At 64.7% G+C, this 24,777-nt stretch carries 22 protein-coding genes; 18 read left to right on the forward strand and 4 right to left on the reverse strand.

Annotation, left to right across the window (positions count from 1 at the left end; translation table 11 throughout):
- Position 1: 1 nt before the first annotated feature.
- The 9 genes from pyk (at position 2) to HWX53_RS04205 (ending at position 9,627) form a co-directional block, all read left to right on the forward strand.
- On the forward strand, positions 2-1,438 hold the full coding sequence (gene pyk, locus HWX53_RS04165; RefSeq protein ID WP_175940593.1) for a pyruvate kinase: 1,437 nt from the start codon (positions 2-4) through the stop codon (positions 1,436-1,438).
- A 184-nt stretch (positions 1,439-1,622) separates the two neighbouring features.
- On the forward strand, positions 1,623-2,687 hold the full coding sequence (gene fba, locus HWX53_RS04170) for a class II fructose-bisphosphate aldolase (protein WP_175939568.1): 1,065 nt from the start codon (positions 1,623-1,625) through the stop codon (positions 2,685-2,687).
- Between the two features lie 159 nt (positions 2,688-2,846).
- Positions 2,847-3,737, forward strand: a complete 891-nt coding sequence (locus HWX53_RS04175; RefSeq protein ID WP_175939569.1) for a phosphoribosylaminoimidazolesuccinocarboxamide synthase — start codon at positions 2,847-2,849, stop codon at positions 3,735-3,737.
- A gap of 61 nt (positions 3,738-3,798) precedes the next feature.
- A complete protein-coding gene (gene purE / locus HWX53_RS04180; RefSeq protein ID WP_175939570.1) occupies positions 3,799-4,320 on the forward strand; it encodes a 5-(carboxyamino)imidazole ribonucleotide mutase in 522 nt (173 codons plus the stop codon).
- A 48-nt stretch (positions 4,321-4,368) separates the two neighbouring features.
- Positions 4,369-5,565, forward strand: coding sequence for a 5-(carboxyamino)imidazole ribonucleotide synthase (locus tag HWX53_RS04185; protein ID WP_175939571.1), 1,197 nt, complete (start codon positions 4,369-4,371; stop codon positions 5,563-5,565).
- Between the two features lie 33 nt (positions 5,566-5,598).
- Positions 5,599-6,630 (forward strand): L-threonylcarbamoyladenylate synthase, encoded by a 1,032-nt coding sequence (locus tag HWX53_RS04190; protein WP_175939572.1) that lies wholly within the window; start codon positions 5,599-5,601, stop codon positions 6,628-6,630.
- Positions 6,631-6,989: 359 nt separating this feature from the next.
- Entirely contained in the window at positions 6,990-7,574 is a 585-nt protein-coding gene (locus HWX53_RS04195; RefSeq protein ID WP_175939573.1) for a hypothetical protein, read from the forward strand.
- Positions 7,571-7,801, forward strand: coding sequence for a hypothetical protein (locus HWX53_RS04200; protein WP_175939574.1), 231 nt, complete (start codon positions 7,571-7,573; stop codon positions 7,799-7,801). The genes HWX53_RS04195 and HWX53_RS04200 overlap by 4 nt, the downstream gene beginning before the upstream one ends.
- Positions 7,802-7,917: 116 nt before the next feature.
- A complete protein-coding gene (locus HWX53_RS04205; RefSeq protein WP_175939575.1) occupies positions 7,918-9,627 on the forward strand; it encodes a hypothetical protein in 1,710 nt (569 codons plus the stop codon).
- A gap of 192 nt (positions 9,628-9,819) precedes the next feature.
- Here HWX53_RS04205 and HWX53_RS04210 read toward each other — a convergent pair whose 3' ends face one another.
- Together HWX53_RS04210 and dacB are read right to left on the reverse strand one after the other, a co-directional pair.
- Positions 9,820-10,926: an SGNH/GDSL hydrolase family protein gene (locus HWX53_RS04210; RefSeq protein WP_175939576.1), complete on the reverse strand. Its 1,107-nt coding sequence runs from the start codon at positions 10,924-10,926 to the stop codon at positions 9,820-9,822.
- 295 nt (positions 10,927-11,221) lie between these two features.
- The gene (gene dacB, locus HWX53_RS04215) at positions 11,222-12,826 is read right to left on the reverse strand and encodes a D-alanyl-D-alanine carboxypeptidase/D-alanyl-D-alanine-endopeptidase (protein ID WP_244139993.1); all 1,605 of its coding nucleotides are present in this window, start codon (positions 12,824-12,826) and stop codon (positions 11,222-11,224) included.
- Between the two features lie 208 nt (positions 12,827-13,034).
- Here dacB and HWX53_RS04220 point away from each other — a divergent pair, with 208 nt between their 5' ends.
- Together HWX53_RS04220 and HWX53_RS04225 are read left to right on the forward strand one after the other, a co-directional pair.
- Positions 13,035-13,697, forward strand: coding sequence for a response regulator (locus HWX53_RS04220; RefSeq protein WP_040051669.1), 663 nt, complete (start codon positions 13,035-13,037; stop codon positions 13,695-13,697).
- Complete coding sequence (locus HWX53_RS04225; RefSeq protein WP_175939577.1) at positions 13,697-14,998, forward strand: ATP-binding protein; 1,302 nt, start codon at positions 13,697-13,699, stop codon at positions 14,996-14,998. Before HWX53_RS04220 ends, HWX53_RS04225 begins: the two co-directional genes overlap by 1 nt.
- Positions 14,999-15,250: 252 nt before the next feature.
- Here HWX53_RS04225 and HWX53_RS04230 read toward each other — a convergent pair whose 3' ends face one another.
- A complete protein-coding gene (locus tag HWX53_RS04230) occupies positions 15,251-15,394 on the reverse strand; it encodes a hypothetical protein (RefSeq protein WP_175939578.1) in 144 nt (47 codons plus the stop codon).
- A gap of 102 nt (positions 15,395-15,496) precedes the next feature.
- On the opposite strand from HWX53_RS04230, the gene HWX53_RS04235 reads away from it, so the two are divergent.
- From HWX53_RS04235 to HWX53_RS04260, 6 genes are all read left to right on the forward strand, one after another.
- Entirely contained in the window at positions 15,497-18,079 is a 2,583-nt protein-coding gene (locus HWX53_RS04235) for a YadA-like family protein (protein ID WP_175939579.1), read from the forward strand.
- Positions 18,080-18,265: 186 nt separating this feature from the next.
- Positions 18,266-19,768: a DegQ family serine endoprotease gene (locus tag HWX53_RS04240; protein ID WP_175939580.1), complete on the forward strand. Its 1,503-nt coding sequence runs from the start codon at positions 18,266-18,268 to the stop codon at positions 19,766-19,768.
- A gap of 129 nt (positions 19,769-19,897) precedes the next feature.
- Positions 19,898-20,398: a carboxypeptidase regulatory-like domain-containing protein gene (locus HWX53_RS04245; RefSeq protein WP_175939581.1), complete on the forward strand. Its 501-nt coding sequence runs from the start codon at positions 19,898-19,900 to the stop codon at positions 20,396-20,398.
- 151 nt (positions 20,399-20,549) lie between these two features.
- Positions 20,550-20,924 (forward strand): DUF427 domain-containing protein, encoded by a 375-nt coding sequence (locus HWX53_RS04250; protein ID WP_175939582.1) that lies wholly within the window; start codon positions 20,550-20,552, stop codon positions 20,922-20,924.
- Positions 20,925-20,999: 75 nt separating this feature from the next.
- Positions 21,000-21,809: an SRPBCC domain-containing protein gene (locus tag HWX53_RS04255; protein ID WP_175939583.1), complete on the forward strand. Its 810-nt coding sequence runs from the start codon at positions 21,000-21,002 to the stop codon at positions 21,807-21,809.
- Between the two features lie 58 nt (positions 21,810-21,867).
- Positions 21,868-22,482: a cysteine hydrolase family protein gene (locus HWX53_RS04260; RefSeq protein WP_175939584.1), complete on the forward strand. Its 615-nt coding sequence runs from the start codon at positions 21,868-21,870 to the stop codon at positions 22,480-22,482.
- A 9-nt stretch (positions 22,483-22,491) separates the two neighbouring features.
- Here HWX53_RS04260 and HWX53_RS04265 read toward each other — a convergent pair whose 3' ends face one another.
- The gene (locus HWX53_RS04265) at positions 22,492-23,136 is read right to left on the reverse strand and encodes a TetR family transcriptional regulator (RefSeq protein WP_175939585.1); all 645 of its coding nucleotides are present in this window, start codon (positions 23,134-23,136) and stop codon (positions 22,492-22,494) included.
- A gap of 391 nt (positions 23,137-23,527) precedes the next feature.
- Here HWX53_RS04265 and HWX53_RS04270 point away from each other — a divergent pair, with 391 nt between their 5' ends.
- On the forward strand, positions 23,528-24,760 hold the full coding sequence (locus HWX53_RS04270; protein WP_175939586.1) for an efflux RND transporter periplasmic adaptor subunit: 1,233 nt from the start codon (positions 23,528-23,530) through the stop codon (positions 24,758-24,760).
- The last annotated feature ends 17 nt before the right edge of the window (positions 24,761-24,777 follow it).

Consider the following 24,777-nt stretch of genomic DNA (forward strand, 5'->3'; position numbering starts at 1 on the left):
CATGCATCGCGCCACCAAGATTGTCGCCACCATCGGTCCGGCGTCGAGTAATCCGGAAATCCTGCTGCAGATGATGCAGGCCGGGCTCGACGTCGTTCGCTTCAACTTCTCGCACGGCACCGCCGACGATCATCGCCAGCGCGCCGAATGGGTGCGCGAGGCGGCGCGGCAGGTCGGCCGCGAAGTCGCGATCATGGCGGACCTGCAAGGCCCGAAGATTCGCGTCGGCAAGTTCGAGAACGGCAAGACCATGCTGGTCGCGGGCAACACGTTCATCCTCGATGCGAACTGCGAGATGGGCAACAACGACCGCGTGGGCCTCGACTACAAGGACTTGCCGCGCGATCTGCGCGCGGGCGACGTGCTCCTGCTCAACGACGGCCTGATCGTGCTCGACGTGACGCGCGTGATCGGCGAGGAGATTCACACGACCGTGAAGGTCGGCGGCGAGCTGTCCAACAACAAGGGCATCAATCGGCAGGGCGGCGGGCTGACCGCGCCCGCGCTGACCGAGAAGGACATGGAGGACATCAAGACGGCGATGTCGCTCGGCGCGGATTTCGTCGCGGTGTCGTTCCCGAAGAACGCGACGGACATGGAAATGGCGCGGCAACTGGCGAACATCGCGGGCGCGCCGTACGGCATCAAGCCGAAGATGATCGCGAAGATCGAGCGCGCCGAGGCCATTCCCGCGCTGCAAGGCATTCTGGATGCCTCGGACGGCATCATGGTCGCGCGCGGCGATCTGGCGGTGGAAGTCGGCAACGCGGCGGTGCCCGCGCTGCAAAAGCGCATGATCCGCATGGCGCGCGAGTCGAACAAGCTGGTGATCACGGCCACGCAGATGATGGAATCGATGATTCACGCGCCGGTGCCGACGCGCGCCGAAGTCTCCGACGTGGCGAACGCCGTGCTCGACGGCACCGACGCCGTCATGCTTTCCGCCGAAACGGCGGCGGGCAAGTATCCGGTGACGACCATCGAAACGATGGCCGCCGTGTGCATCGAAGCCGAGAAGTCCGAGGAATCGCAACTGGACCGCGATTTCCTGGATCGCACGTTCACGCGCATCGACCAGTCGATCGCGATGGGCGCGTTGTTCACCGCATTCCATCTGGGCGCGAAGGCCGTTGTCGCGCTGACGGAATCCGGCTCGACGGCGCTGTGGATGTCGCGTCACTGGACGCATGTGCCGATCTTCGCGCTGACGCCGCGCGTGGGCAGCGAACGGACGATGGCGCTGTATCGCAACGTCACGCCGCTGCATCTCGACACCAACATGGATCGCGACACGGCGCTGAATCAGGCGCTTGAAGTGGTCGTTTCCAAAGGCTATGCGGCGCGCGGCGACATGGTCGTGCTCACCGTCGGCGAGCCGATGGGGCAGGCGGGCGGCACGAACACGCTGAAGATCGTGCGCGTCGGCGACCATTTCTGATTCACCCGTTTCAACGCATGGCAGGGCGTTCGCGGTCCGATCCGCGAACGCCCAAGAGCGCGCTGGACGATTCGAACGCAAGTCGTCGCCACGAAGAAGGCCGGAAGCTGCCGAGAAGCTCGAAAGAAGCAAAGAGCAGAACCGTGCGCGCGAAGGATTTCGTTTCACATCCTGGAGTTTCTCAATGCCTCTCGTATCAATGCGTCAATTGCTGGATCACGCAGCCGAACACGGCTACGGCCTCCCGGCATTCAACGTGAACAATCTGGAACAAGTGCAGGCCATCATGTCGGCGGCGAACGAAGTCAACGCGCCCGTCATCATGCAGGCGTCGGCCGGCGCGCGGAAGTACGCGGGCGAAGCGTTCCTGCGGCATCTGATCGAAGCGGCGGTGGAGTCGTATCCGCACATTCCCGTCGTGATGCATCAGGATCACGGACAGTCGCCGGCCGTGTGCATGGCGGCGATCCGCTCGGGCTTCACGAGCGTGATGATGGACGGCTCGCTGGAAGCGGACGGCAAGACCGTTGCGTCCTACGAGTACAACGTCGATGTGTCGCGCAAGGTGGTCGAGTTCTCGCATTCGATCGGCGTCACGGTCGAAGCGGAACTCGGCGTACTCGGCTCGCTGGAAACCATGAAGGGCGACAAGGAAGACGGCCACGGCGCGGAAGGCACGATGACGCGCGAGCAGTTGCTCACCGACGTCGAGCAGGCCGCCGACTTCGTGAAGCTCACGCAGTGCGACGCGCTCGCCATTGCCATCGGCACGTCGCACGGCGCGTACAAGTTCTCGAAGAAGCCGACCGGCGATATCCTCGCGATCGATCGCATCAAGCAAATTCACCAGCGCATTCCGAACACGCATCTGGTGATGCACGGCTCCTCGTCGGTGCCGCAGGAGTTGCTGGCCGAAATCCGCGAGTTCGGCGGCGACATGAAGGAAACCTACGGCGTGCCGGTCGAGGAGATTCAGGAAGGCATCAAGCACGGCGTGCGCAAGGTGAACATCGACACGGACCTGCGTCTCGCCATTACCGGCGCGATCCGCCGTTATCTGTTCGAAAATCCGTCGAAGTTCGATCCGCGCGACTATCTGAAGCCCGCGCGCGAGGCAGCGAAGGAGATCTGCCGTCAGCGGTACATGCAGTTCGGCTGCGAGGGCATGGCAGGCAAGATCAAGCCCGTTACGCTCGACAAGATGGCCGAGAAGTACAAATCCGGCGAACTCGCGCAGGTTGTCCGGTGAGCGGCGCAGGTCTCACGCAGGTCTCAAGCAAGCTCGCTTCATTTGTAAAGTAAAATCAACGGGTTCCGGCGACGGGACCCGTTCGCATTTTTTCCATCGCCGCCGCGCAAGGCTCGTGGCGGCGATTCACTTTTTTCGGCACCTCTTCGGTACATGACGATGTCCACGCTCTACGAATCCACGATCAAATCGCTGCCGCTGCTCGGCCGTGGCAAGGTCCGCGACAACTACGCCGTCGGCAACGACAAGCTGTTGATCGTGACAACCGACCGCCTTTCCGCCTTCGACGTGGTGATGGGCGAGCCGATCCCGAACAAGGGCCGCGTGCTCAATCAGATGGCCGATTTCTGGTTCGAAAAGCTCGGCCATATCGTGCCGAACCACAATACGGGCATCGATCCGGCTTCGGTGGTCGCGCCGGACGAAGTCGAGCAGGTGAAGGGCCGCGCGGTCGTCGTGAAGCGCCTGGAACCGATTCTCGTGGAAGCCGTGGTGCGCGGCTATCTCGCGGGCAGCGGCTGGAAGGACTATCAGGCGACGGGCGCCGTCTGCGGCGTGCAACTGCCGCCGGGCCTGCAAAACGCCGAGAAGCTGCCCGAGCCGATCTTCACGCCGGCGGCGAAGGCCGAGATGGGCCATCACGACGAAAACATCACCTACGACGAGATGGAGCGCCGCATCGGCACGGAGCTGTCGGCGACCATCAAGCGCATCTCCATCCAGCTGTACAAGGAAGCGGCCGAGTACGCAGCCACGCGCGGCATCATCATCGCGGATACGAAGTTCGAATTCGGCCTCGACAACAAGGGCGAACTGTTCCTGATGGACGAAGTGCTCACCGCCGATTCCTCGCGCTTCTGGCCGGCGGACGGCTACACGGTCGGCACGAATCCGCCGTCGTTCGACAAGCAGTTCGTGCGCGACTGGCTCGAAACGCAGCCGTGGAAGAAGGAACCGCCCGCGCCGAAGCTGCCGGACGACGTGATCGCGAAGACGTCGGAGAAGTATCAGGAAGCGCTGCAACGCATCACGGGCAAGACGCTGTCGTAATGTCGGCACGCGCGCCGTGGCACCGACACCGACCCGGCGCGCTCGGATCGAGGGAAAAGCAATGAGCGAAGTACAGACCGGAGCGCATGCGCACGATGCGCCGCTCGTCGGCGTGTTGATGGGCTCCAGTTCCGACTGGGAGGTGATGAAGAACGCGGTCGCGATCCTGCAGGATTTCGGCGTGCCGTACGAGGCGAAGGTCGTCTCCGCGCACCGCATGCCCGACGAGATGTTCGCCTACGCGGAAAGCGCGCGCGAGCGCGGACTGCGCGCCATCATCGCGGGCGCGGGCGGCGCGGCGCATTTGCCGGGCATGCTCGCGGCGAAAACCACGTTGCCGGTGCTCGGCGTGCCGGTGGCGAGCAAGTTTTTGAAGGGCGTCGATTCGCTGCATTCGATCGTGCAGATGCCCAAGGGCGTGCCCGTTGCTACCTTTGCAATCGGCGAAGCGGGCGCGGCGAATGCGGCGCTGTTCGCGATGTCCATTTTGAGCGTGACGGATGCGCGTTATGCCGAGGCGCTCGCCGCGTTTCGCGTCAAGCAGAATCAGGCCGCGCACGCCATGACGCTGCCGCCGCTCTGAGCGTTCCGTCGACGAAACTCTCCCTACAGGTTATCGGCCAGTCCCACGATGAACCCACAACACTCCCCGAATTCCCCCATTCTGCCGGGCGCGTGGCTCGGCATGGTCGGCGGCGGCCAGCTCGGCCGCATGTTCTGCTTCGCGGCGCAATCCATGGGCTATCGCGTGGCCGTGCTCGATCCGGACGAAACGAGTCCGGCGGGCGCGGTGGCGGATCGCCATATCCGCGCGGCGTACGACGACGAAACGGCGCTCACCGAACTCGGCCGCCTGTGCGCGGCGGTATCGACGGAATTCGAGAACGTGCCTTCCGCGAGTCTCGACTTTCTGGCGTCGCTCACGTTCGTGAGTCCGGCGGCGAGTTGCGTCGCGATTGCGCAGGATCGCGTCGCCGAGAAGCGTTTTATCGCGGGAGCCGGCGTGCCGGTCGCGCCGCACGTGGTGATCGAATCGCCGGAAGCACTCGCCGCGCTCCCCGACGATGAAATCGCCGCCGTGCTGCCGGGCATTCTCAAGACCGCGCGCCTCGGCTACGACGGCAAAGGCCAGGTCAGCGTGCGCAACGTGGAGGAAGTGCGCACGGCGTACGGCTCGCTGTCGGGCGTGCCGTGCGTGCTGGAAAAGCGCATGCCGTTGAAATACGAAGTGTCCGTGCTGATCGCCCGTGGCGGCGACGGCAAGTCCGCCGTGTTTCCGCTCGCGCAGAACTCGCACGTGAACGGCATTCTCGCGAAGACGGTGGTGCCCGCGCCGGACGCGTCGGACGCGCTCGTCGCGCAGGCGCAGGACGCGGCGCTCACCATCGCCGCGAAGCTCGGCTACGTGGGCGTGCTGTGTGTCGAGTTCTTCGTGCTGGAAGACGGCTCGCTGATCGCGAACGAAATGGCGCCGCGTCCGCACAATTCCGGCCACTACACGGTCGATGCCTGCGCCACGAGCCAGTTCGAGCAGCAGGTCCGCGCGATGACCGGCATGCCGCTCGGCGACACGCGCCAGCATTCGCCGGCCGCCATGCTGAACCTGCTCGGCGATATCTGGTTCGACGGTGGCGAGGACGACAAGCCGCGCCCGCCCGCGTGGACCGAGGTCGTGGCGATGCCGGCGGCGCGGCTGCATCTCTACGGCAAGGAGGAAGCGCGTCCCGGCCGCAAGATGGGGCACATCAACTTCACGGCGGCGACGCTCGAAGAAGCGCGCACGGCGGCGCGCGACTGCGCGCGCATGCTGCACATCGCGACCGACTGAACTCTCAGGCAACCCTCAAGCAGCAGTTAGACAATGACCATCATTTACCCGAGCGCCGCGCAGATCGACGAAGCCGCGGCTCTGCTCGATGCGGGCGAACTCGTCGCGTTTCCGACCGAAACGGTGTACGGCCTCGGCGCCGATGCCGAGAACCCGGAGGCGGTCGCGCGAATCTATGCCGCGAAGGGCCGGCCGGCGAATCATCCGGTGATCGTCCACCTCGCGCCGCAGGCCGATCCCGGCTACTGGGTGCGCGAGTTGCCCGCTGACGCGCAGAAGCTCATCGACGCGTTCTGGCCCGGTCCGTTGACCTTGATTTTGAAGCGTGCCGCGCATATTCCGGCGGCCGTGAGCGGCGGGCAGGACTCGGTCGGGATTCGCTGTCCTTCGCATCCGGTCGCGCAGCAGCTGTTGTCGGCGTTTCATGCGCGGCGTCAAGGAACTGGTAGGCAAGCGGGCGTGGCGGGTCCTTCGGCGAACCGTTTTGGGCACGTGAGCCCGACGACGGCACAGCACGTCCGCGACGAGTTCGGCAGCGCGGTGCATGTGCTAGATGGCGGCGCGGCGGATGTCGGCATCGAATCGACCATTCTGGATTTGTCGCGCGGCTTTCCGGCGTTGCTGCGGCCGGGGCATGTGAGCCCGCAGGCCATTGCCGACGTGATCGGCACCGCGCCGCGTCTGCCCGATGGCGGCGATGCCACCGCGCCGCGCGCGTCGGGCACGCTCAAGGCGCATTACGCGCCGCGCACGCCGTTGGCGCTGTTGCCGTTCGCGTCGATCGAGCCGTTGCTCGCGGCGTTCGATCGCGCGGGTGGCGGGAAGCTCGCGTTGGTCGCGCGGCCGTCGAGCGCGGGCGAGTGGGCGCATGCGCCGCACGTGCATTTCGTCGCCGCGCCGGAAGATCCACAGACTTACGCGCGGGAGCTATACGGCTTGCTGCGGGCGCTGGATCGGGCGAATGTCGAGCGCATATTGATCGAAAAGCTGCCGGAAACGGCCGAGTGGGTCGCGGTGAATGATCGGCTCGGAAGGGCGGCTGCGGCGTTCGAGAACGAAGAGTGAAGGCGGCCGTGCGAACGCCTTTTGAGCAAACTGTTGCCTGTCTGAATATCAAATACTATCGGCCGTCGAATTATCCGGTGCTTATCGGATTTTTCGTATGGCCGGTTGTCCTGGCGTGAAGTATTAATCCTCCGCCTATTCATTGCGACGACTTCTCCCGGAAGCGCAATGATGAGTAAAAACCCGCGTCTGCGTTAAATAAGTCCAGGCGTCGCGCGTTAGAATTCTGCACTGCAAATAAAAATGAATGCGCCGGCTCTTCTCGAGTGATGCCAGAAGAGTGTCGGCGTTGAGGCGATTCACCGGCGTCAGTCGCTTCCTTCCCAAACGATTGCTCGCAATCAAAACTAGAATTCACGATGAACCCTGCCGACTCATTTTTGGACTCCCCGGATTTCATCAAGATGAGTGCCGAAGTGGTAGAGGCGCGACGCATGTATAACGGGCGCCGGCTTTGGCGAGCGACGAACGGCGTCGTGCAGCATGGGCTTCTCAAAGGATATTTCCTCGGTGAACGGGCCACGTGGCGCTATGAGGACACAGGAACGAAGCTCGTCGGTCTCTATGAACTCGAAGTATGCGAACTCATTCGCAGGGTTCATCGCGGGCGCAGCACGTTTATCGACCTCGGCGCGGCCGACGGCTTCTACGGAATAGGTCTGGTCTCGACGGGCGTCTTCGAACGCTCGATTTGTTACGAGATTGACGAAGCCAGTCGCGACAACTTAAGAAATCTCGCGAGTGAACGTGGCGTTGGAGACCGTGTGGATATTCTGGGTGCCGCGACTTCCACTTTCGCCGATGAACTCTCTGCGCATGGCGTCGATTTCAAAGACTGCGTTGTGCTTTGCGATATCGAGGGACACGAGTTCGAGACGCTCACGCGAGGCTGCCTTCGCACGCTGAGGCATGCTCACGTCATCGTGGAATTCACGATTTCATGATTGTCGGCCCGGACCGTCATACGTGGCTCCCCGACCTCGTCGCCCGCGCGAGCGAATATTTCAACGTCACCGAGATAAAAGCCGGCGCACGCGACTTGTCGCAAATTCCGTTGATCGCCGATAACTGGACCGACTCGGACCGCTGGCTTTTATGTTCGGAAGGCCGAGCCAAGCCGATGACGTGGCTTCATTTCGAGCCGAAGTCAGATTCGGCAACGAACGACTGACCCAATAGTCTTTCGCCCAAGATATTTCGACTGCAACCGGGCACCTTCGCCGGAAACCGAGACGCAGTGAAACGATGAGGTACGCAACACGTTTAATATTATAAGGACAACTTAGCATGAATAAAGCGAAATTCCGACTCAAACCGATTATCGCCGCTATCGCCGCCAGTCTCGCCGGGCTGGCCATGAACTCGGCTTTCGGGCAAGCCATCGTCGAAGGCAATGGAACGACCTCCGCGAGCACAGGCGTCCTGATCGGAAATGACGGGGCGCATAACAATATCGAGGAAAGCGTCGTTGTGGGTGATGGTGCAGTCGTGAACGGCGGAAATCAGGCAGCAGAACAGGCCTCCGTGGCGATCGGCTTCGGTGCCCAGTCGCAAGAGAACGGTGTGGTGATCGGCCGAAACGCACTCGCCCGGAACAACCAGGCTACCGTGATCGGCGATAACGCCAACGCGGGCTTTCGCGCGGTGGCCCTGGGCATCGATTCGTCAGCGGCAGACGCGGCCGTGGCGGCCGGTGGAGGCAGCACCGCGGCGAACGCCGCGGTCGCGATTGGGCGCAACGCGAGCGGAAGCGGCAACAGCGCCGTGGCAGTCGGGAGCAATGCGGTGGGGCTGGGCAGCACGTCGGTGGCCATCGGCAATAGTACGACATCGGGCGGTCAGGATTCGGTGGCCATCGGCAACTATGCTTATGCGAAAGGCGATAACTCCGTGGTCATCGGCGCAAGCAGTTTCGACGGCGGGCAGAGCAATGTGGTGAGCGTCGGCAGTGCCGGATCCGAGCGACGCATCATCAACGTGGCGGCCGGCACGCAAGGCACTGACGCGGTGAACCTGAGCCAGCTGAAAGTTCTGGCGAGCGGCACGGCGTCGGCACTGGGCGGCGGCGCTGCCGCGCTGCCCGATGCAAGCATTCTGATGCCGTCGTATGTCATCAACGGCGTAACGTATCACGATGTCGGCAGCGCACTGAACGGCGTCGACAGTTCGCTCACGAACATCAACACGACCATTGCGAACATTGCGAACAACACGGGCGGCGCAACCGATCCGGCTGCCGTGCGATACGACACCAAAGGCGGCTCGCTCGATCTCGACAACGTGACGCTCGGCGGCGCGAACGGCACGACGCTTCACAACCTCGCCGCCGGTTCTGCCGACATGGATGCCGTGAATGTCGGCCAGCTCAATTCGGCGATGTCGACCATCACTAATAAGATCGCGAACATATCGGTTTCGGGTGGCTCGAATCCGCTCTTCGCGGCCGACGGGAACGCGGCCACCGAAGCGGCCGTCGCAAGCGGAGCGCATTCGACGGCGATGGGCGCGAACGCGACGGCAAGCGCCGACAATTCGGTGGCGCTCGGCGCGAACTCGTCTGCCGATCGCGCGAATACGGTTTCCGTCGGCTCGTCGGGTAACGAACGACAGGTCGTCAACGTTGCGGCCGGGACACAAGGCACGGACGCGGTGAACGTCAACCAGTTGAACGGCGCGGTGCAGCAAGCGAACGTCTATACGGACAAAGCGGTGTCGAGCGCGAACGCGTACACGGACAAAGCGGTTGCGGCCGGCGTTCAGCAGTCGAAGAACTACACCGACAAAGCCGTGGCGACGGTTCTATCCATGCCGAGCATTCCGATGCTTCAGGCGGGCGAAAAGTGGGTCGGGACAAGCGTGGGCGCGTATGGCAGCCGTGTCGGGATCGGCGTGGCGGCGGCCTATCAGGCGACGGCGAACCTGAACGTCGGGATGGGCGTTTCGACGACCGATAGCGGATCGGCGGGTATCAAGGCGCAAGTCGGATACCGCTGGTAAGCGGAGGCACGCATTGGCGCGTTCTTCGGCCTGCTTCGTTTAGGATGACTGACGAAATGCAGCTTTCAGGGAGACGTCGCTGACTTGGCGTCTGAACGCTTGGGCAGACTCAAAAAAAAAGAAAGCGTCAAGCAAAAAAGCCGCCCAGGCTAAAACCCGGGCGGCTACGAAACCGTGCATCAACGCGAAGCGTTACTTGCCCAGTCCCGATTTCGCGATCGTCTGCTCCGCGGTCTGCGCGTAGAGGGCGTGCAGATGCGTCGTCGGATGCACGGTGTCGGCGTACATGTACGTCTGGTCCGCGCCGGCGACGGTCAGCGTTTGCGGCGAGCAGAACAGCGACGTGGCGAACGCCTGCGGATTCGGCTCGCCGAACTTCTGCGCCGCCGCGGCCATCGCCTGAAGATTGCAGGCCGTGCCGGTGTTCGACACCGCGAATCCGTACTGCTGATAGTTCGCCGTGATATTCGCGAGCGCCGGCACGATATCGAGGTAAATCACCTTCGACATGAGTCCGGCTCGCGTGAGTGCGCCCGCGAGCACCTGATTGAAACCGAGCGATGCCTGCGTGAGCAGCGCGCGCGTCGACGCGTTGCTTGCCACGCCTTGCGGCGTCGCGCCGATATCCGGCACATTCGACACCAGCACATGCGTCGCGCCGCTCTGCACGATCTTGCCGATCACGCCCGCGAGATCGATCGCCGCCTGTCCGATCGCCGCCTGCGCCTGCGCGGCGGTGATCTGCCCGGCCTGCACCGCGGTCAGGTTGTAGAGAATGTCGTTCGCGCCGCCGTTGACGATCACGAGTTGATTCGCATTGAAGCTGCCATGCGACGACAGATAGTTCGTCACCTGCTGCACGACCGGCACCGTCAGCGCGCCCGCGTAGTTCGCCGGGTCGGTGCTCTGATGGCCGACGCCGATAGGATTCGTCACGCGCGATCCGCCTTGCGCGTAGCCCAAGCCGGTGAGCGTGGTCGGCGGCGCGCCGAAGCCGCCGCTCATCGCGGGCGTGAGCGTGTCGCCGTAATACTTCGCGACGTCCTGCACCCAGATCTCGCCGGGGTTCGTCGTGAAGCGCCCGCCGCCGAAGTTCGCTGCCGCGATAGGCGAATAGGTGCCGACATCGGAGAGGCTGTCGCCGAAGGACACGACCTGTAGCTTGATGCCGCCCGCGGGCGTCGAATTGTTGTCGTCGCCGCCGCCGCCGCACGCTGCGATTAGGGCGAATGCCGCGCTCGCGGCCGCAATGCGCGTGGCGCGCACCACGGCGGCGCGCATCGAGAGTTGCTTCTTCATGGACCTCGTCTCCGTTTTCGGTGTTTTGTATTTGTTTCTCGCGGCGCTCGCGGCCGCGTTACTGCTGTGTCACTGCCGCGTCTCATTGTGCCGCAAAGCAGGCGGATGTCGAGCGATGCGGCCAGCCGCTCAGCCAGACGCGCGGCCGGCGACGCGCCGTTCCGACAGCGTACACGGCGCGCGAGCCTTGGCGGGCGCGACTTCGTAGAAGAAATCTTCGGCTCTCGCGCACGATCGTTCGCAAAAAGCGAGGGTTTTGCAGGATTGCCGCTCCCGCGACGTCGTGCATGCCCGCTCAGTCTTCGATGCCCGGCTTGCGCGCGCCTTCGTAGACCCATTCGAGCAACGCGTCGTGGGCGGCGCGCGCCGCTTCCGCGCGCGGATCGTTGATGAAGCTCACCACGACATAGCTTTCGCCGTTGGCCGCGCCGACGTAGCCCGCGATGGCGCGCACGTCGCGCAGCGTGCCGGTCTTGATGTGCGCGTTGCCGCCCGCGCCCGCGTTCGTCAGGCGGTTGCGCATGGTGCCGTCCACGCCCGCGATCGGCAGCGATTCCACGAAGACCTGCGCGACCGGGCTGGCGTTCGCGGCCTGAAGCACGTCGGTGAGCGAGGTCGCGGAGATCGCTTCGTCGCGCGAGAGACCGGAGCCGTTGTCGAGCGAAAGACCGTCCATCGGCAGCGCGCTGCGGCGCAGAAAGGTCTGGATGGCCTGCGCGGACTTCGCGGTCGTCGCGGGCGGCTTCGACTGCACCGCGCCGATGGTCAGGAACAGGTTACGCGCCATCACGTTGTTGCTGAACTTGTTGATGTCGCGCACGATGTCCGACAGCACCGGGCTGCGATGCGTGCCGACGAGCCGCGCGCTCGAAGGCGTCGGGCCTTCGCGCGTCACGCCCTGGAACGTGCCGCCCGCCTGCTTCCACAGCGCGAGAAAGCCGCCCGCGAAGAACGTCGAATGATCGAGCGCGGCGACGTTGATGGTGCGCGAGCCGCAGCGCAGCGGATAGTCGCCGATGAACGACGCCTGCACGAAGCCGCCCTGCGTCTGCGCGACGCTAGGCGACGCCGCCGGCAGCGTCCCCGCGCACGCGCCTCGCGTGACGCGCAGTTCGTTGTCGATCTGAAGCTGCGCGAGCTGTGGCAGCACGTCGATGGACACTTGCCCGTCCGGATTCGGCGTCAGCGTGAACGAGAGCGACTTGAACGCGTACAGCAGCGGATCGGGGCCGACGTTGTACGGCGCGGCTTCGTCGCTGTCGAAGGCGGGCAGATCGCGCGTGGAGGCGTCGAAGTAACGCTTGTCAAGCACCAGCGCGCCGTCGATGCCGGTAATGCCGTTCTTGCGAATCTGCTCGACGAGATCGATCAATTCTTCCGGCACGAGCTTCGGGTCGCCGGTGCCCTGAATGTACAGGTTGCCGTGCAAGACGCCTTGCGCGTCGACATCGCCGTCGGCGTAGGCGGTCGTCTTCCAGCGGTAGTCCGGCCCGAGCAGCGAGAGGCCCGCATACGTGGTGACGAGCTTCATCGTCGAGGCGGGGAGCATCGGCCGGTCGGCGTTGATCGCGACGAGCGGCTCCGGCGCGCCGATTCGCTGCACGACGACGCTGATCGACGAAAGCGGCACGTGCGCGCGGGCGAGCGCGCTCATCACGGAGGCGGGCAGCGGACCGGCCGGCGCGACGCGTGCAACCTTCTCCGCCTTGGCGCTTTTCTTCGCGCCGAAAGCGCCGCGCGCCGCGCGCTCGGGCGCGTGCTTCTGCGAGTCGGACCGCGTGCCGCCGCGGGCGTGCGCGTCCGGTGCGTGGGACAGTCCGGCGCAGGCGAGCGCCGCCGCGAAAGCGAGCGTCGACAGACGCGCGGAGAGTGAACGAGGAATAGCGGAAAAGAGCGGCATACGGACGTGCGTTCTTGGTGTGAGTTCTGAGACTGCCCCGCGCGGCTGGGCCGGGCCGCGCGGGCGAAGCGGCTATTGTAGACAAGCCGGCTTGCGGAAATCGTACGCGGCGGGCGGGGCGGCGTGCTTCGTTGCGTTAAGTCCGGTTTAAGCCTGCCGCCGAGCCGCGCGGCTAAAATGAGCCGCACACCAATCTTCCCGAAATAACATGCGAATCCTGCTAGTCGAAGATGACCGGATGATCGCCGAGGGCGTGCGCAAGGCGCTGCGCGCGGACGGCTTCGCGGTCGATTGGGTGCAGGACGGCGAAGCGGCGCTCACGGCCGTCAGCGGCGAAGCCTACGACCTGATGCTGCTCGACCTCGGCCTGCCCAAACGCGACGGCCTCGACGTGCTGAAGACGCTGCGCGCCCGCGCGAATGCGCTGCCGGTGCTGATCGTCACCGCGCGCGATGCCATCGCGGATCGCGTGAAAGGTCTCGACGCCGGCGCGGACGATTATCTCGTCAAGCCGTTCGATCTCGACGAACTTGGCGCCCGCATGCGCGCGCTGATCCGCCGTCACGCGGGTCGGGGCGAATCGCTGGTGCGGCATGGCAATCTGACACTCGATCCGGTCGGTCATCAGGTGACGCTCGCGGGCGCGCCCGTCGCGCTTTCGGCACGCGAGTTTGCGCTCCTCGAAGCCTTGATGGCGCGGCCCGGCGCGGTGCTTTCCAAGAGCCAGCTCGAAGAAAAAATCTACGGCTGGGGCGAGGAAATCGGCAGCAACACGGTCGAGGTCTACATCCATTCGCTGCGCAAGAAGCTCGGCGCCGATCTCATCCGCAACGTGCGCGGCCTCGGCTACATGGTCGCGAAGGACGCCTGATGCGGTCGATTCGCCGCCAGCTTCTCGTCTGGCTGCTCGCGCTCGTGATCGTGGGCGTGGGCTTCGCCGGATGGCTCATCTACCGGCAGGCGCTCGCCGAAGCCAACGAACTCTTCGATTACCAGCTCCAGCAGATCGCGGCGGCGCTGCCTTCCGAGCCGTTCTCGTCGGTGCTCAGTTCGCGCAGCGAGACGGACGAAGGCGTCGTCATCCAGATCTGGAACCGCAACGGCGTGCTGATGTACTACTCGCATCCGCGCGTGCCGCTTGCGCCGCATGCCGAACTGGGCTTTTCCACCGAGATGACGCCGCGCGGCGAATGGCGCGTGTACAGCGCGATCGTCGGCGATAACGTGGTGCAGTTGGCGCAGCCGCTGTCGATCCGAAACCGTGTCGCGGCGGGCGTCGCGTGGCGCACGCTATGGCCGCTCGTGCTGCTGTTGCCGCTGCTCGGGCTCGCGATCTGGATCATCGTCGGGCGGGGGCTCGCGCCGCTGCAACGCGTGACGCGCGCGCTCGACTCGCGGCATCCGGAGGCGCTCGATCCGCTGTCGGACCAGCGTCTGCCGCAGGAAGTGCGGCCGCTCGTGCGCGCGCTCAATGCGCTGCTCGCGCGGCTTTCCACGGCGCTCGACACGCAGAAAGCCTTCGTCGCCGATGCCGCGCACGAACTGCGCACGCCGCTCGCCGCCGTGAAGATTCAAGCGCAACTCGTCGGGCGCGCACAGGACGACGCCGCGCGCCGCGAGGCGCTCACCGATCTGAACGAAGGCATCGGGCGCGCGACGCGGCTTGCGGAGCAACTGCTGGCGCTCGCGCGGTCGGAGCCGGATACGCAGGTCGCGCGGGCGCCCGTCGACCTGTGCGCGCTGCTCGGCGAGTGCGTGCGCGGTTATGTGCTCGTCGCGCAGGACCGAGGCGTCGATCTCGGCATCGAGAGGAGCGAGCCCGCGACCGTCAAAGGCGACGCGGATGCGCTGCGCGTCATGTTCAACAATCTGATCGACAACGCGACCAAGTACACGCCGGTCGGCGGACGCGTGGATGCCTCAATAAAAGTACAAGAGGGACGTCCGGTCGTGGAAATCGCCGACACGGGACCTGGCATTCCGGCAGACGAGCGCGAGCGCGTCTTCGACCGCTTCTATCGCGTGGGGCAAAGCGCGGACAGGGAGCGCACCGACGTGGCGGGCAGCGGATTAGGGCTCGCCATCGTACGGCGTATTGCCGACCGCCACGGTTTTTCTATCGCGCTTGGGGAATCGCCGGCTGGCGGTTTGCTCGTTCGAATCGTTTGTTGACGTTCAGAACGCGCCGGCCAGCTTTCCTGCCCGCAGTCCGAATTTTCGAAATCCTTCGATATCTTTTCGGAAGTGTCTGCTTTGAAGCATGCGTACATCTGAATACCATGCCTTCATCCATAGATTGTTGATTTCCGCGAAGAAGGGCTCGAATACTTTCTTATCGGCGACGGCTCCCTGACAGTCGAAGAACGCGCCGGTTGGTTCGCTGTTACAGACGAGTCGTTCGGACTACGAATCTATGGGGTCACCCTAACCCATCGAGAATCCGCCGGTGTTGTTTTCCCGGCATGCATTTTTATGACGAAAATCATTGAAGTAATTTGCAACAACAAGCCGAAGTCGCACCGCGGAATCGTGATTGGCGCAAGCGCCGTTGCCGCCGTTCTGGCTCATGCCGCTCCCGCCTCGGCCAGCGTCATGTGTCTGAGCGACGCAAACGGTACATACAACTATGGTTCAACGTCGGGCTCGGCCACTTCCGGCTGTACGAGCTGGGTGTCAGGTCTGAGCGGACCGTACGCGGTGTTGGACAACGGCAGTCCGGCCGGTCACTCCGCGCTGGCCCTGACTTCCGGCAAGGCGACGTTCTATCTGAACAGCAGCGGCTCGATGGCGAGCAACGTGATGACCGCGACGGCCTCGGGTTCGAACGTGTTGCTGAGCGGACTCGCGGCTGGTCAGGTGTCGAGCACGAGCCTTGACGCCGTCAACGGTTCGCAACTGTTCGGGCTTGCGAGCTCGACTGCCTCGGCGCTGGGTGGCGGCGCGTCGGTGAACGCCGACGGCTCGGTTTCCGCTCCGAGCTACGCGTTGACTAACGCCAATTCGATCGATGGCACCACCGGCGCCGCGAACGACGTCGGATCGGCGTTCCAGACGGTCGACAGCGCGCTCGGCAAGCTGAACACGGCCGTTGCACAGAACGCGAGCGACATCAACAACATGTCGACGCAGATCAACAACGGCACGATCGGTCTGGTGCAGCAAGACCCGACGACCCGCAAAATCACCGTCGCGAAGAACACCGACGGCACGACCGTCGACATGACGGGCACGGCAGGCACGCGCACGGTGACGGGCGTGACGGCGGGTCAACTGAACGCGACGAGCACCGATGCAGTCAACGGCTCGCAGCTCTACGCCACGAATCAGGCTGTCGCACAGAACACGTCCGACATCAACAACATGTCGACGCAGATCAACAACGGCACGATCGGTCTGGTGCAGCAGGACGCGACGACGCGCAACATCACGGTCGCGAAGAACACCGACGGCACGACCGTCGACATGACGGGCACGGCAGGCACGCGCACGGTGACGGGCGTGACGGCGGGGCAGTTGAACGCGACGAGCACCGACGCAGTCAACGGCTCGCAACTCTACGCCACGAATCAGGCTGTCGCACAGAACACGACCGACATCAACAACATGTCGACGCAGATCAACAACGGCACGATCGGTCTGGTGCAGCAGGATGCGACGACGCGCAACATCACGGTCGCGAAGAACACCGACGGCACGACCGTCGACATGACGGGCACGGCGGGCACGCGCACGGTGACGGGCGTGACGGCGGGTCAACTGAACGCGACCAGCACGGACGCGGTCAACGGCTCGCAACTCTATGCAACGAATCAGGCGGTTGCGCAGAACACGACCGACATCAACAACATGTCGACGCAGATCAACAACGGCACGATCGGTTTGGTGCAGCAGGACGCGACGACGCGCAATATCACGGTCGCGAAGAACACCGACGGCACGACCGTCGACATGACGGGCACGGCGGGCACGCGCACGGTGACGGGCGTGACGGCGGGGCAGTTGAACGCGACCAGCACCGATGCGGTCAACGGCTCGCAACTCTACGCAACGAATCAGGCCGTTGCGCAGAACACGACCGATATCGCCAAGAACACGTCCGACATTAACAACATCGTCAACCAGTTCAACAACGGATCAATCGGTCTGGTCCAGCAGGACCCGACGACGCGCGTCATTACCGTCGCCAAGAACACCGACGGCACCGTGGTCGACATGACGGGCACGGCGGGCACGCGCACGGTGACCGGCGTGACGGCAGGTCAACTGAACGCGACGAGCACCGACGCAGTCAACGGCTCGCAGCTTTATGCGACCAACCAGAACGTGGCGCAAAACACAGCCGATATCGCGAACCTGAACACGACCGTCACGCAGAACACCGCGAACATCGCTCAGAACACCGCCGATATCGCGAAGAACACCGCGGACATCGCCAACCTGAACACCAATGTCGCGCAGAACACGGTCGATATCGCGAAGAACACGACCGACATCAGCAACATCAATCAGCAGATTTCCAGCGGCAACGTTGGTCTGGTGAAGCAGGACGCGACCACGCGCAATATCACGGTCGCGAAGGACAACGACGGCACGGTCGTCGACATGACGGGCACGCAAGGCGCGCGCACGGTGACGGGCGTCGCCGCCGGCACGCTCTCCTCCGACAGCCTCGACGCGGTCAACGGTTCGCAGCTTTACGCCACGAACCAGAACGTCGCGAGTTTGACGCAGCAGATCAACAACGTCGCGGCTGCCAGTTCGGCGTTCGCATCGCAGAGCACCGATACACCGGCGGTCGCATCCGGCGCGAATTCGACTGCGATGGGCAACGGTTCGAAAGCGACGGGCAACAATTCGGTCGCGATCGGCAGCGGTTCCGTCGCCGACGAAGACAACACGGTGTCTATCGGCTCGGCGGGTAACGAACGTCGCCTGACGAACGTCGCACCGGGCGTCAACGGCACGGACGCGGCTAACATGAACCAGTTGAACGCGGTTCAGAACAGCGTCAACGCCACGGCGCGCCAGGCGTTCTCGGGCGTGGCCGCCGCCATGGCCATGCCTAACCTGACGCCGAGCCAGCCGGGCAAGACGGTGGTCGCCGCGGGCGTCGGCAACTACAAGGGCTACACCGCGATGGGCTTCGGCGCGACGTATCGTTCGCGCGACAGCCGCTGGCTCGTGAACGCTGCGGCGTCGATCACACAGCGCGGCGATGCCGGCGTGCGCGGTCAGGTCGGCTACGAGTTCTAAGCTCGAGCGCAATCAAGCAGTAGGACGGGCGGCTATCCGGAAGGGTAGCCGCCCGTTTTCTATGGCGCTTCGCCGCATGTGGCCGCGCTTTCACCGTTTAAGAGACGTTTAAGCCACGCCCCGTAATCTTCGTTCATCCCACTGCGCCAGCATCTCAAGCGCATTGCAATCCGTCAGGAGCACACGATGAAAGCGAAGATTTTTACCCGCAGCGCCGTCGCAGCCGCCGTCGCCGTTGCCTTGTCGGCAGGCTATGTCGCCGGTCACAACAACATTCCCGCGCCGCAAGTCATTGCCCCCGCGCAGGCCGCGATGATGCCGGCCGAAGCCGCCGCCAAGACAGGCGTGCCCGACTTCTCCGGCCTCGTCGAAACGTACGGCCCGGCCGTGGTCAACATCAGCGCGAAGCATCTCGTCAAGCAGACATCCGCGCGCCGCAGCCAGAACCAGTTGCCGATGGACCCGGACGACCCGTTCTACCAGTTCTTCAAGCGCTTCGGCGGCATGCCGGGCTTCGGCGGCGGCGATAACGGCCCCGGCGCGGACCGTCCGAGCGAAGGGCTCGGTTCGGGCTTCATCGTGAGCAGCGATGGCTACATTTTGACGAACGCGCACGTCGTCGATAACGCGAACGTCGTCACCGTCAAGCTCACGGACAAGCGCGAGTATCGCGCGAAGGTGATCGGCTCCGACAAGCAGTCCGACGTCGCCGTGCTGAAGATCGACGCCAAGAACCTGCCGACGGTCAAGATCGGCGATCCGAACGGCAGCAAGGTCGGGCAGTGGGTCGTGGCGATCGGCTCGCCGTACGGCTTCGATAACACCGTGACGTCGGGCATCATCAGCGCGAAGTCGCGGTCGCTGCCGAACGAGAATTACACGCCGTTCATCCAGACCGACGTGCCGGTGAATCCGGGCAACTCGGGCGGGCCGCTCTTCAACCTGCAAGGCGAAGTCATCGGCATCAATTCGATGATCTACTCGCAGACGGGCGGCTTCCAGGGCCTTTCGTTCGCGATCCCGATCAACGAAGCCATCAAGGTCAAGGACGCGCTCATCAAGACCGGTCATGTGGACCGCGGCCGCCTGGGCGTCACCGTGCAGGCAATGAACCAGACGCTCGCGAATTCCTTCGGCATGAAGTCGCCGCAGGGCGCGCTCGTGAGTTCGGTCGAGCCGGGCGGACCCGCCGCGAAGGCCGGCCTGCAACCGGGCGACGTGATCACCGCATTGAACGGCGTGCCGGTGACGGATTCGACCTCGCTGCCGTCGCAAGTGGCCGGCTTGTCGCCGGGCAGCTCGGCGAAGGTGCAGGTGTGGCGGGACAAGAGCTCGAAGGATTTGACCGTGACCGTCGGCGCGCTCAAGGACGCGAAGACGGCGAGCGCGGACGCGAACGGCGATCAGGGCGGCGCGTCGCAGGATGCGCGGCTCGGCGTCGCGGTGCGGCCGCTCACGCCGGACGAAAAGCAGCAGGCTTCGCTTTCGCGCGGACTGGTCGTGCAGCAGGCGAGCGGCGCGGCGGCGAGCGCGGGCATCCAGCCGGGCGACGTGATTCTCGCGGTGAACGGCCAGCCGGTCACGAGCGTGCAGCAACTCAAGTCGATGATCTCGCACGCCGGCGACAGCATCGCGCTTCTGATCCAGCGCGACGACGCGCAGATCTTCGTTCCGGTCGACCTCGGCTGATCGAGCGACCCGCGATGCGGGCACGGAGCATGCTCGAAGGCTCGCCGGGGCCCCATCGCGTGTCACCGCGCATCGGGCGTGACGCCGCTGCGCCGTGGCGCGGCGGCATCGGATAAAGGAGCCAAGAAGATGAAGAGCAAAATGGGCAAACTGGCCGCGACTGTCATCGCGGCCGCATTGAGCGCCGGGCTGGCTGGCGGCGCGTGGGCGCAGCAGTCCGCGGATTCGGCCAATGCAGCGAGCGCCGGCACGAGCGATACGGGCAGCGCCGGCAACGCGAACGGCGGCGGCCTGCCGCAAATCCAGCAACAAGGCGATGTGTCGTACACGTCGGGCGGCGTGGGGCTCGACGAATCGCGTGCATTGTTGCGCGAACAGGCGCACTGGCCGCTCTCGTTGCGCTTCACGGGACCGACCGCCGATTATCTCTCGGGCGTGACCGTGCGCATCGTCGGCGGCAAGGGCGGCGAAGTGCTGAACACCGAATCGATGGGGCCGTACATGCTCGTCAAGCTGCCGCCGGGCAGCTATACCGTGTACGCCAAGTACAAAGATCAGGAAAAGAAGCAGGCCGTCAACGTGTCCGGGCCGGGCAAGGCGAAGGCCGCGTTCCATTGGAGTATTCAATGAGGCGGTAGTCCGCGCATCGAACGCCGCCTCTGTCTCGCGGCGAAAACTTGTCTCATAATGAAGCCACGAGTCGCTCCCGGCTCGTGGCTTTTTTGTGAGCGAGGCGCCACCGCGCCCGCGATTCTCTCGACCGCAGCGCGGAGGACGCACGATGAGCACGGACCTGAACCACGGCCAGGAGGCGCGCCGCATCGAGATCAAGCCGAACGCGCGGCGCTGCCGCGTAATTCATCAGGGCGTCACGTTCGCGGACACGCATGCGTCGATGACGCTCATCGAAATCGGGCACGAGCCCGTTCACTATTTCCCGCGCGCCGATGTCAACATGGCGCGGCTCCAACGCTCCGCGCACACCACGCACTGCCCGTTCAAGGGCGAGGCCACGCACTATCATCTGCTGACGGAAGACGGTCCGGTGGAAAACGCCGCGTGGAGCTACGAAAACCCGTTCGACGCTGCCGCGCAGATCAAAGGCTATCTGGCGTTCTATCCGTCGCGCGTGGACCGCATCGACGAGACGGCTTAGCGGCCCGGCCAACAGACGCATGCTCCCCGGCGTGCGATAAAGCACGCAGACGCGTTTCTTGTCCCGGAGGCTCGGATGGAAGTCACCGAAGCGTTGCGCGTGCCGCTCGAGCCGGCACATGTCGAGGACGCGCTCGGCGATCTCGCGTTGTTGCGCGCGAGTCTCGACAATTGCGAATCCTTCACGCGCACGCCGGCCGGCGAGTACGCGCTCACGCTGGTCGTGCCGTTAGGCGCGCTGCGCGCCCGGTATGACGTGCGCGCGCATCCGGCCGGCCGCACGCGGCAGGGCGATGCCGAGCAGGACGACGACCGCGCCTACGCCCGCACGCTCAGTTTCAAGGCGCGCGGCGAGGGCGTCGGTTCGTTGCGCGGACAGATTGCCGTGGCGCTCAATCCCGGCGACGGCGGCGAGTCGACGTGGATCGAGTACACCGTCTGGGCGACGGTCTCAGGCCCACTCGCGGGCTTGCCAGCGCGCCAGATCGAAAATGCGCTGCGCGAAGGCGCCGACGATTTCTTCGCGGAATTCTGCGAAGTCGTGCGCGCGAAGCACGGCCTGCCGTCGATGCGCGCGGCCGGCGACCGTGCGCGCCGTCACGTGTTCCTGCGCCCCGGCGGCATGTCGGCGGCGTTCTCGCGCCGCGCGGGGGCGACCGCGCGGGCCGTCCACGGCACACCGGGCGATGCCGCGCCGAGCGGCGTGCTGCGGCATCGGCTGGGCGGGCATCCGTTCGCGCATCGCGAGGGGCATCACAGTCACCATCACAGTCACCATCGCGAGCACGATCCGCATCCGTTCGGACTGCCGGGCTGGGCGTGGGCCGCGATGCTCGTGTTCGTCGCGCTGCTCGCCTTCTTCGCGGAGCGCGGAAGCCTGCATTGAACGGCGATCGGCGCTAGAGTGCTGCGTTTCTCCCCGACGTTTTCGGAAGGAATCCACCATGCCGCGCCGCGCCCTGATCGTCATCGACGTGCAGAACGAGTATGTCACCGGCAATCTGCCGATCGAATATCCCGATGTGAACGTGTCGCTCGCCAATATTTCGCGCGCGATGGATGCCGCCGACGCGCACGGCGTGCCGATCGTCGTCGTGCAGAACTTCGCGCCCGCGACCGCGCCAATCTTTGCGCGCGGCTCGAGAATGGCGGAGTTGCACGAATCGGTCGCGACGCGCCCGCGCGCTCACTATGTCGAAAAGGCGCTGCCGAGCGCGTTCGCCGGCACGGATCTGGGCGACTGGCTGAACGCGCACGACATCGACACCATCGTGATCGCCGGCTACATGACCCACAATTGCGACGATTCCACGGTGCGGCACGCGGTGCATGCCGGCTTATCGGTCGAATTCCTGACCGACGCCACCGGCGCCGTGCCGTACGAAAACCGCGCGGGGCGGGCGAGCGCCGAGGAGATTCATCGCGTGTTCACGGTCGTCATGCAGTCGCGCTTTGCCGCCGTGCTGACGACGGACGAATGGATCGCGGCGCTCGAAAGCGGCGAGGCGCCGCCGCGCGACAACATCTACGCGTCGAACCAGCGCGCGCGTGGCCGCTGAGCGCAGCGCTCAGACGCTGGCGGTCGTGAGCAGCGCGGGACTCGCGCGCAGCGCGTCGAAGCAGGCGTCGATGAGCGCTTCCGCGTCCTTCGACGGATCGACGCGCTCGGGCATCATCAGCGAGTCGTGCAGGATGCCCGTGAAGAGCGCGTGCAGCAGCGTCGTGGCGCGGCGCACGTCGAGCGCGGCGGGCAGTTGCGCCTTGTCGATGGCATTGCGCAGCGCCCGCGCGATGCGTTCCATGCCGTCGCGCATGTTGTTTTGCTGGCGCTCGCGCACGGGTCCCATTTCCTCGACGAATTCGCACTTGAGAAACAGGATGTCGAACACGCGGCGGCGTTTTTCGTCCTCGGTGATGTTGCGCATGCACCAGATGAAAATCTCGCGGATGCGCGCGAGCGGGTCGGGTTCCTTGCCGTCGAGCGTGGCTTCGACGAGTTCGTCGAGCGGCAGCAGACTGCGGTCGAACATCGCGTTGAAAAGATCGCCTTTGTTGGCGAAGTGCCAGTAGATGGCGCCGCGCGTCACGCCCGCCGCCTCCGCGATGTCCGCGAGCGACGTGCGAGACACGCCTTTTTCATAAAAAACGCGCTCGGCGGCGTCGAGAATGCGGTTGCGCGTCTCCTGCGCTTCTTCCTTGGTTCGTCTGACCATATCCTGGGATTGACGGCTTGCCGCTGCAAATCGAAATCGCGATGCGGGGTGTGAATGCGGTGAACGAAAAGCTGTACCTTTTTTGTCCAACGACGGCGCGGGAACGTCTCGTTACGGCCGTAATCTTCGCGGTATCTTATTTTTACATCCATTCGTGAATGTATTTATAATACCAGCCCACACGCCGTCAAGACGCAACAATCGTCGGCTCGTCAGTTTCGTCATCAACGTTGTTCAGATTCGCGTGTGGCGCCGCCGTCGTTCGGACGCGCGCCAGATGCTCGCTAATGTGTGCATCGCCGTCATAAAGAGAAGTGCGTCTCGTCACTGAGCCGCCGATCCGGCGATGCGCGTGTTCTTTTCGCTATCAGTCACACACAGAGGTCGCTCCATGCGCTTCGAAAGGGTTCCGTTTCACCTCGTCAGTGCCGCGACGGCTGCCATCTTGCTGGCGGCGTGCGGACAAAAACAGTCGGCGCCGCCGCCGCAGACGCCCGAAGTCGGCGTCGTGACGATCCAGTCGACCGCCGTGCCGGTCACGGCCGAATTGCCGGGCCGCACGAGCGCGTATCTCGTCGCACAGGTGCGGGCGCGCGTGGACGGCGTCGTGCTGCGCCGCGAGTTCACGGAAGGCAGCATCGTCAAGGCGGGCCAGCGGCTCTATAAGATCGATCCGGCGCCCTACATCGCGCAGTTGAACAACGCGAAGGCGTCGCTCGCGAAGGCGCAGGCGAACCTCGCGTCGACGACCGCGCAGGCGAATCGCTACAAGGTGCTGGTCTCGGCGAACGCGGTCAGCAAGCAGGACTACGACAACGCCGTCGCCGCGCAAGGCCAGGCCGCCGCCGACGTGGCTGCCGGCAAGGCCGCGGTCGATACCGCAGCGATCAACCTCGGCTACACGGATGTCGTTGCGCCCGTGACCGGCCAGGTCGGCATCTCGCAGGTCACGCCGGGCGCGTACGTGCAGGCGAGCCAGGCGACGCTGATGGCGACCGTCCAGCAGCTCGACCCGATGTACGTCGACCTGACGCAATCGAGCCTCGACGGTCTGAAGCTGCGCCAGCAGATCCAGCAAGGCCGCCTCACGACGAGCGGCCCGAACGCGGCCAAAGTCTCGCTCGTGCTGGAAGACGGCCGCGCATATTCGGAGAAGGGCAAGCTGCAGTTCACCGACGTGACCGTCGATCCGACCACGGGCTCGGTCACAGTCCGCGCGATCTTCCAGAACAAGGACCGCGTGCTGTTGCCCGGCATGTTCGTGCGCGCGCGTATCGAGGAAGGCGTGAATCCGAACGCCATCGTCGTGCCGCAAATCGGCATCACGCACGATCAGAAGGGCACGCCGACCGCGCTCGTCGTCGGCGCGGACAACAAAGTCGCGCTGCGCCAGCTCGTGACGTCCGGCACCTACGGTCAGAACTGGGTGGTCGATAGCGGTCTTGCCGCCGGCGATCGCGTGATCGTGCAGGGCGTCGACAAGGTGCGTCCGGGGATGGAAGTCAAGACCGTGCCCGCGCAACTGCCCGCAGCGCCCGCAGCCGGAGCGTCGCAGGCGAGCGATGCGCAAGCCGCGCAGCCCGCCTCGTCCGCGCAGCCCGCGTCTGCTGCGTCGGGCGCGTAAAACCAGGAGCCCGCCTC

Source organism: Caballeronia sp. BCC1704 (genome assembly GCF_902833455.1).
Taxonomy (GTDB): domain Bacteria; phylum Pseudomonadota; class Gammaproteobacteria; order Burkholderiales; family Burkholderiaceae; genus Caballeronia.

Excerpts from the sequence above, each read along its gene's own strand:
- pyk (WP_175940593.1), top strand. The coding sequence starts at position 2 with ATGCATCGCGCCACCAAGATTGTCGCCACCATCGGTCCGGCGTCGAGT.
- fba (WP_175939568.1), top strand. The coding sequence starts at position 1,623 with ATGCCTCTCGTATCAATGCGTCAATTGCTGGATCACGCAGCCGAACAC.
- HWX53_RS04175 (WP_175939569.1), top strand. The coding sequence starts at position 2,847 with ATGTCCACGCTCTACGAATCCACGATCAAATCGCTGCCGCTGCTCGGC.
- purE (WP_175939570.1), top strand. The coding sequence starts at position 3,799 with ATGAGCGAAGTACAGACCGGAGCGCATGCGCACGATGCGCCGCTCGTC.
- HWX53_RS04185 (WP_175939571.1), top strand. The coding sequence starts at position 4,369 with ATGAACCCACAACACTCCCCGAATTCCCCCATTCTGCCGGGCGCGTGG.
- HWX53_RS04190 (WP_175939572.1), top strand. The coding sequence starts at position 5,599 with ATGACCATCATTTACCCGAGCGCCGCGCAGATCGACGAAGCCGCGGCT.
- HWX53_RS04195 (WP_175939573.1), top strand. The coding sequence starts at position 6,990 with ATGAACCCTGCCGACTCATTTTTGGACTCCCCGGATTTCATCAAGATG.
- HWX53_RS04200 (WP_175939574.1), top strand. The coding sequence starts at position 7,571 with ATGATTGTCGGCCCGGACCGTCATACGTGGCTCCCCGACCTCGTCGCC.
- HWX53_RS04205 (WP_175939575.1), top strand. The coding sequence starts at position 7,918 with ATGAATAAAGCGAAATTCCGACTCAAACCGATTATCGCCGCTATCGCC.
- HWX53_RS04210 (WP_175939576.1), bottom strand. The coding sequence starts at position 10,926 with ATGAAGAAGCAACTCTCGATGCGCGCCGCCGTGGTGCGCGCCACGCGC.
- dacB (WP_244139993.1), bottom strand. The coding sequence starts at position 12,826 with ATGCCGCTCTTTTCCGCTATTCCTCGTTCACTCTCCGCGCGTCTGTCG.
- HWX53_RS04220 (WP_040051669.1), top strand. The coding sequence starts at position 13,035 with ATGCGAATCCTGCTAGTCGAAGATGACCGGATGATCGCCGAGGGCGTG.
- HWX53_RS04225 (WP_175939577.1), top strand. The coding sequence starts at position 13,697 with ATGCGGTCGATTCGCCGCCAGCTTCTCGTCTGGCTGCTCGCGCTCGTG.
- HWX53_RS04230 (WP_175939578.1), bottom strand. The coding sequence starts at position 15,394 with ATGAGCCAGAACGGCGGCAACGGCGCTTGCGCCAATCACGATTCCGCG.
- HWX53_RS04240 (WP_175939580.1), top strand. The coding sequence starts at position 18,266 with ATGAAAGCGAAGATTTTTACCCGCAGCGCCGTCGCAGCCGCCGTCGCC.
- HWX53_RS04245 (WP_175939581.1), top strand. The coding sequence starts at position 19,898 with ATGAAGAGCAAAATGGGCAAACTGGCCGCGACTGTCATCGCGGCCGCA.
- HWX53_RS04250 (WP_175939582.1), top strand. The coding sequence starts at position 20,550 with ATGAGCACGGACCTGAACCACGGCCAGGAGGCGCGCCGCATCGAGATC.
- HWX53_RS04255 (WP_175939583.1), top strand. The coding sequence starts at position 21,000 with ATGGAAGTCACCGAAGCGTTGCGCGTGCCGCTCGAGCCGGCACATGTC.
- HWX53_RS04260 (WP_175939584.1), top strand. The coding sequence starts at position 21,868 with ATGCCGCGCCGCGCCCTGATCGTCATCGACGTGCAGAACGAGTATGTC.
- HWX53_RS04265 (WP_175939585.1), bottom strand. The coding sequence starts at position 23,136 with ATGGTCAGACGAACCAAGGAAGAAGCGCAGGAGACGCGCAACCGCATT.
- HWX53_RS04270 (WP_175939586.1), top strand. The coding sequence starts at position 23,528 with ATGCGCTTCGAAAGGGTTCCGTTTCACCTCGTCAGTGCCGCGACGGCT.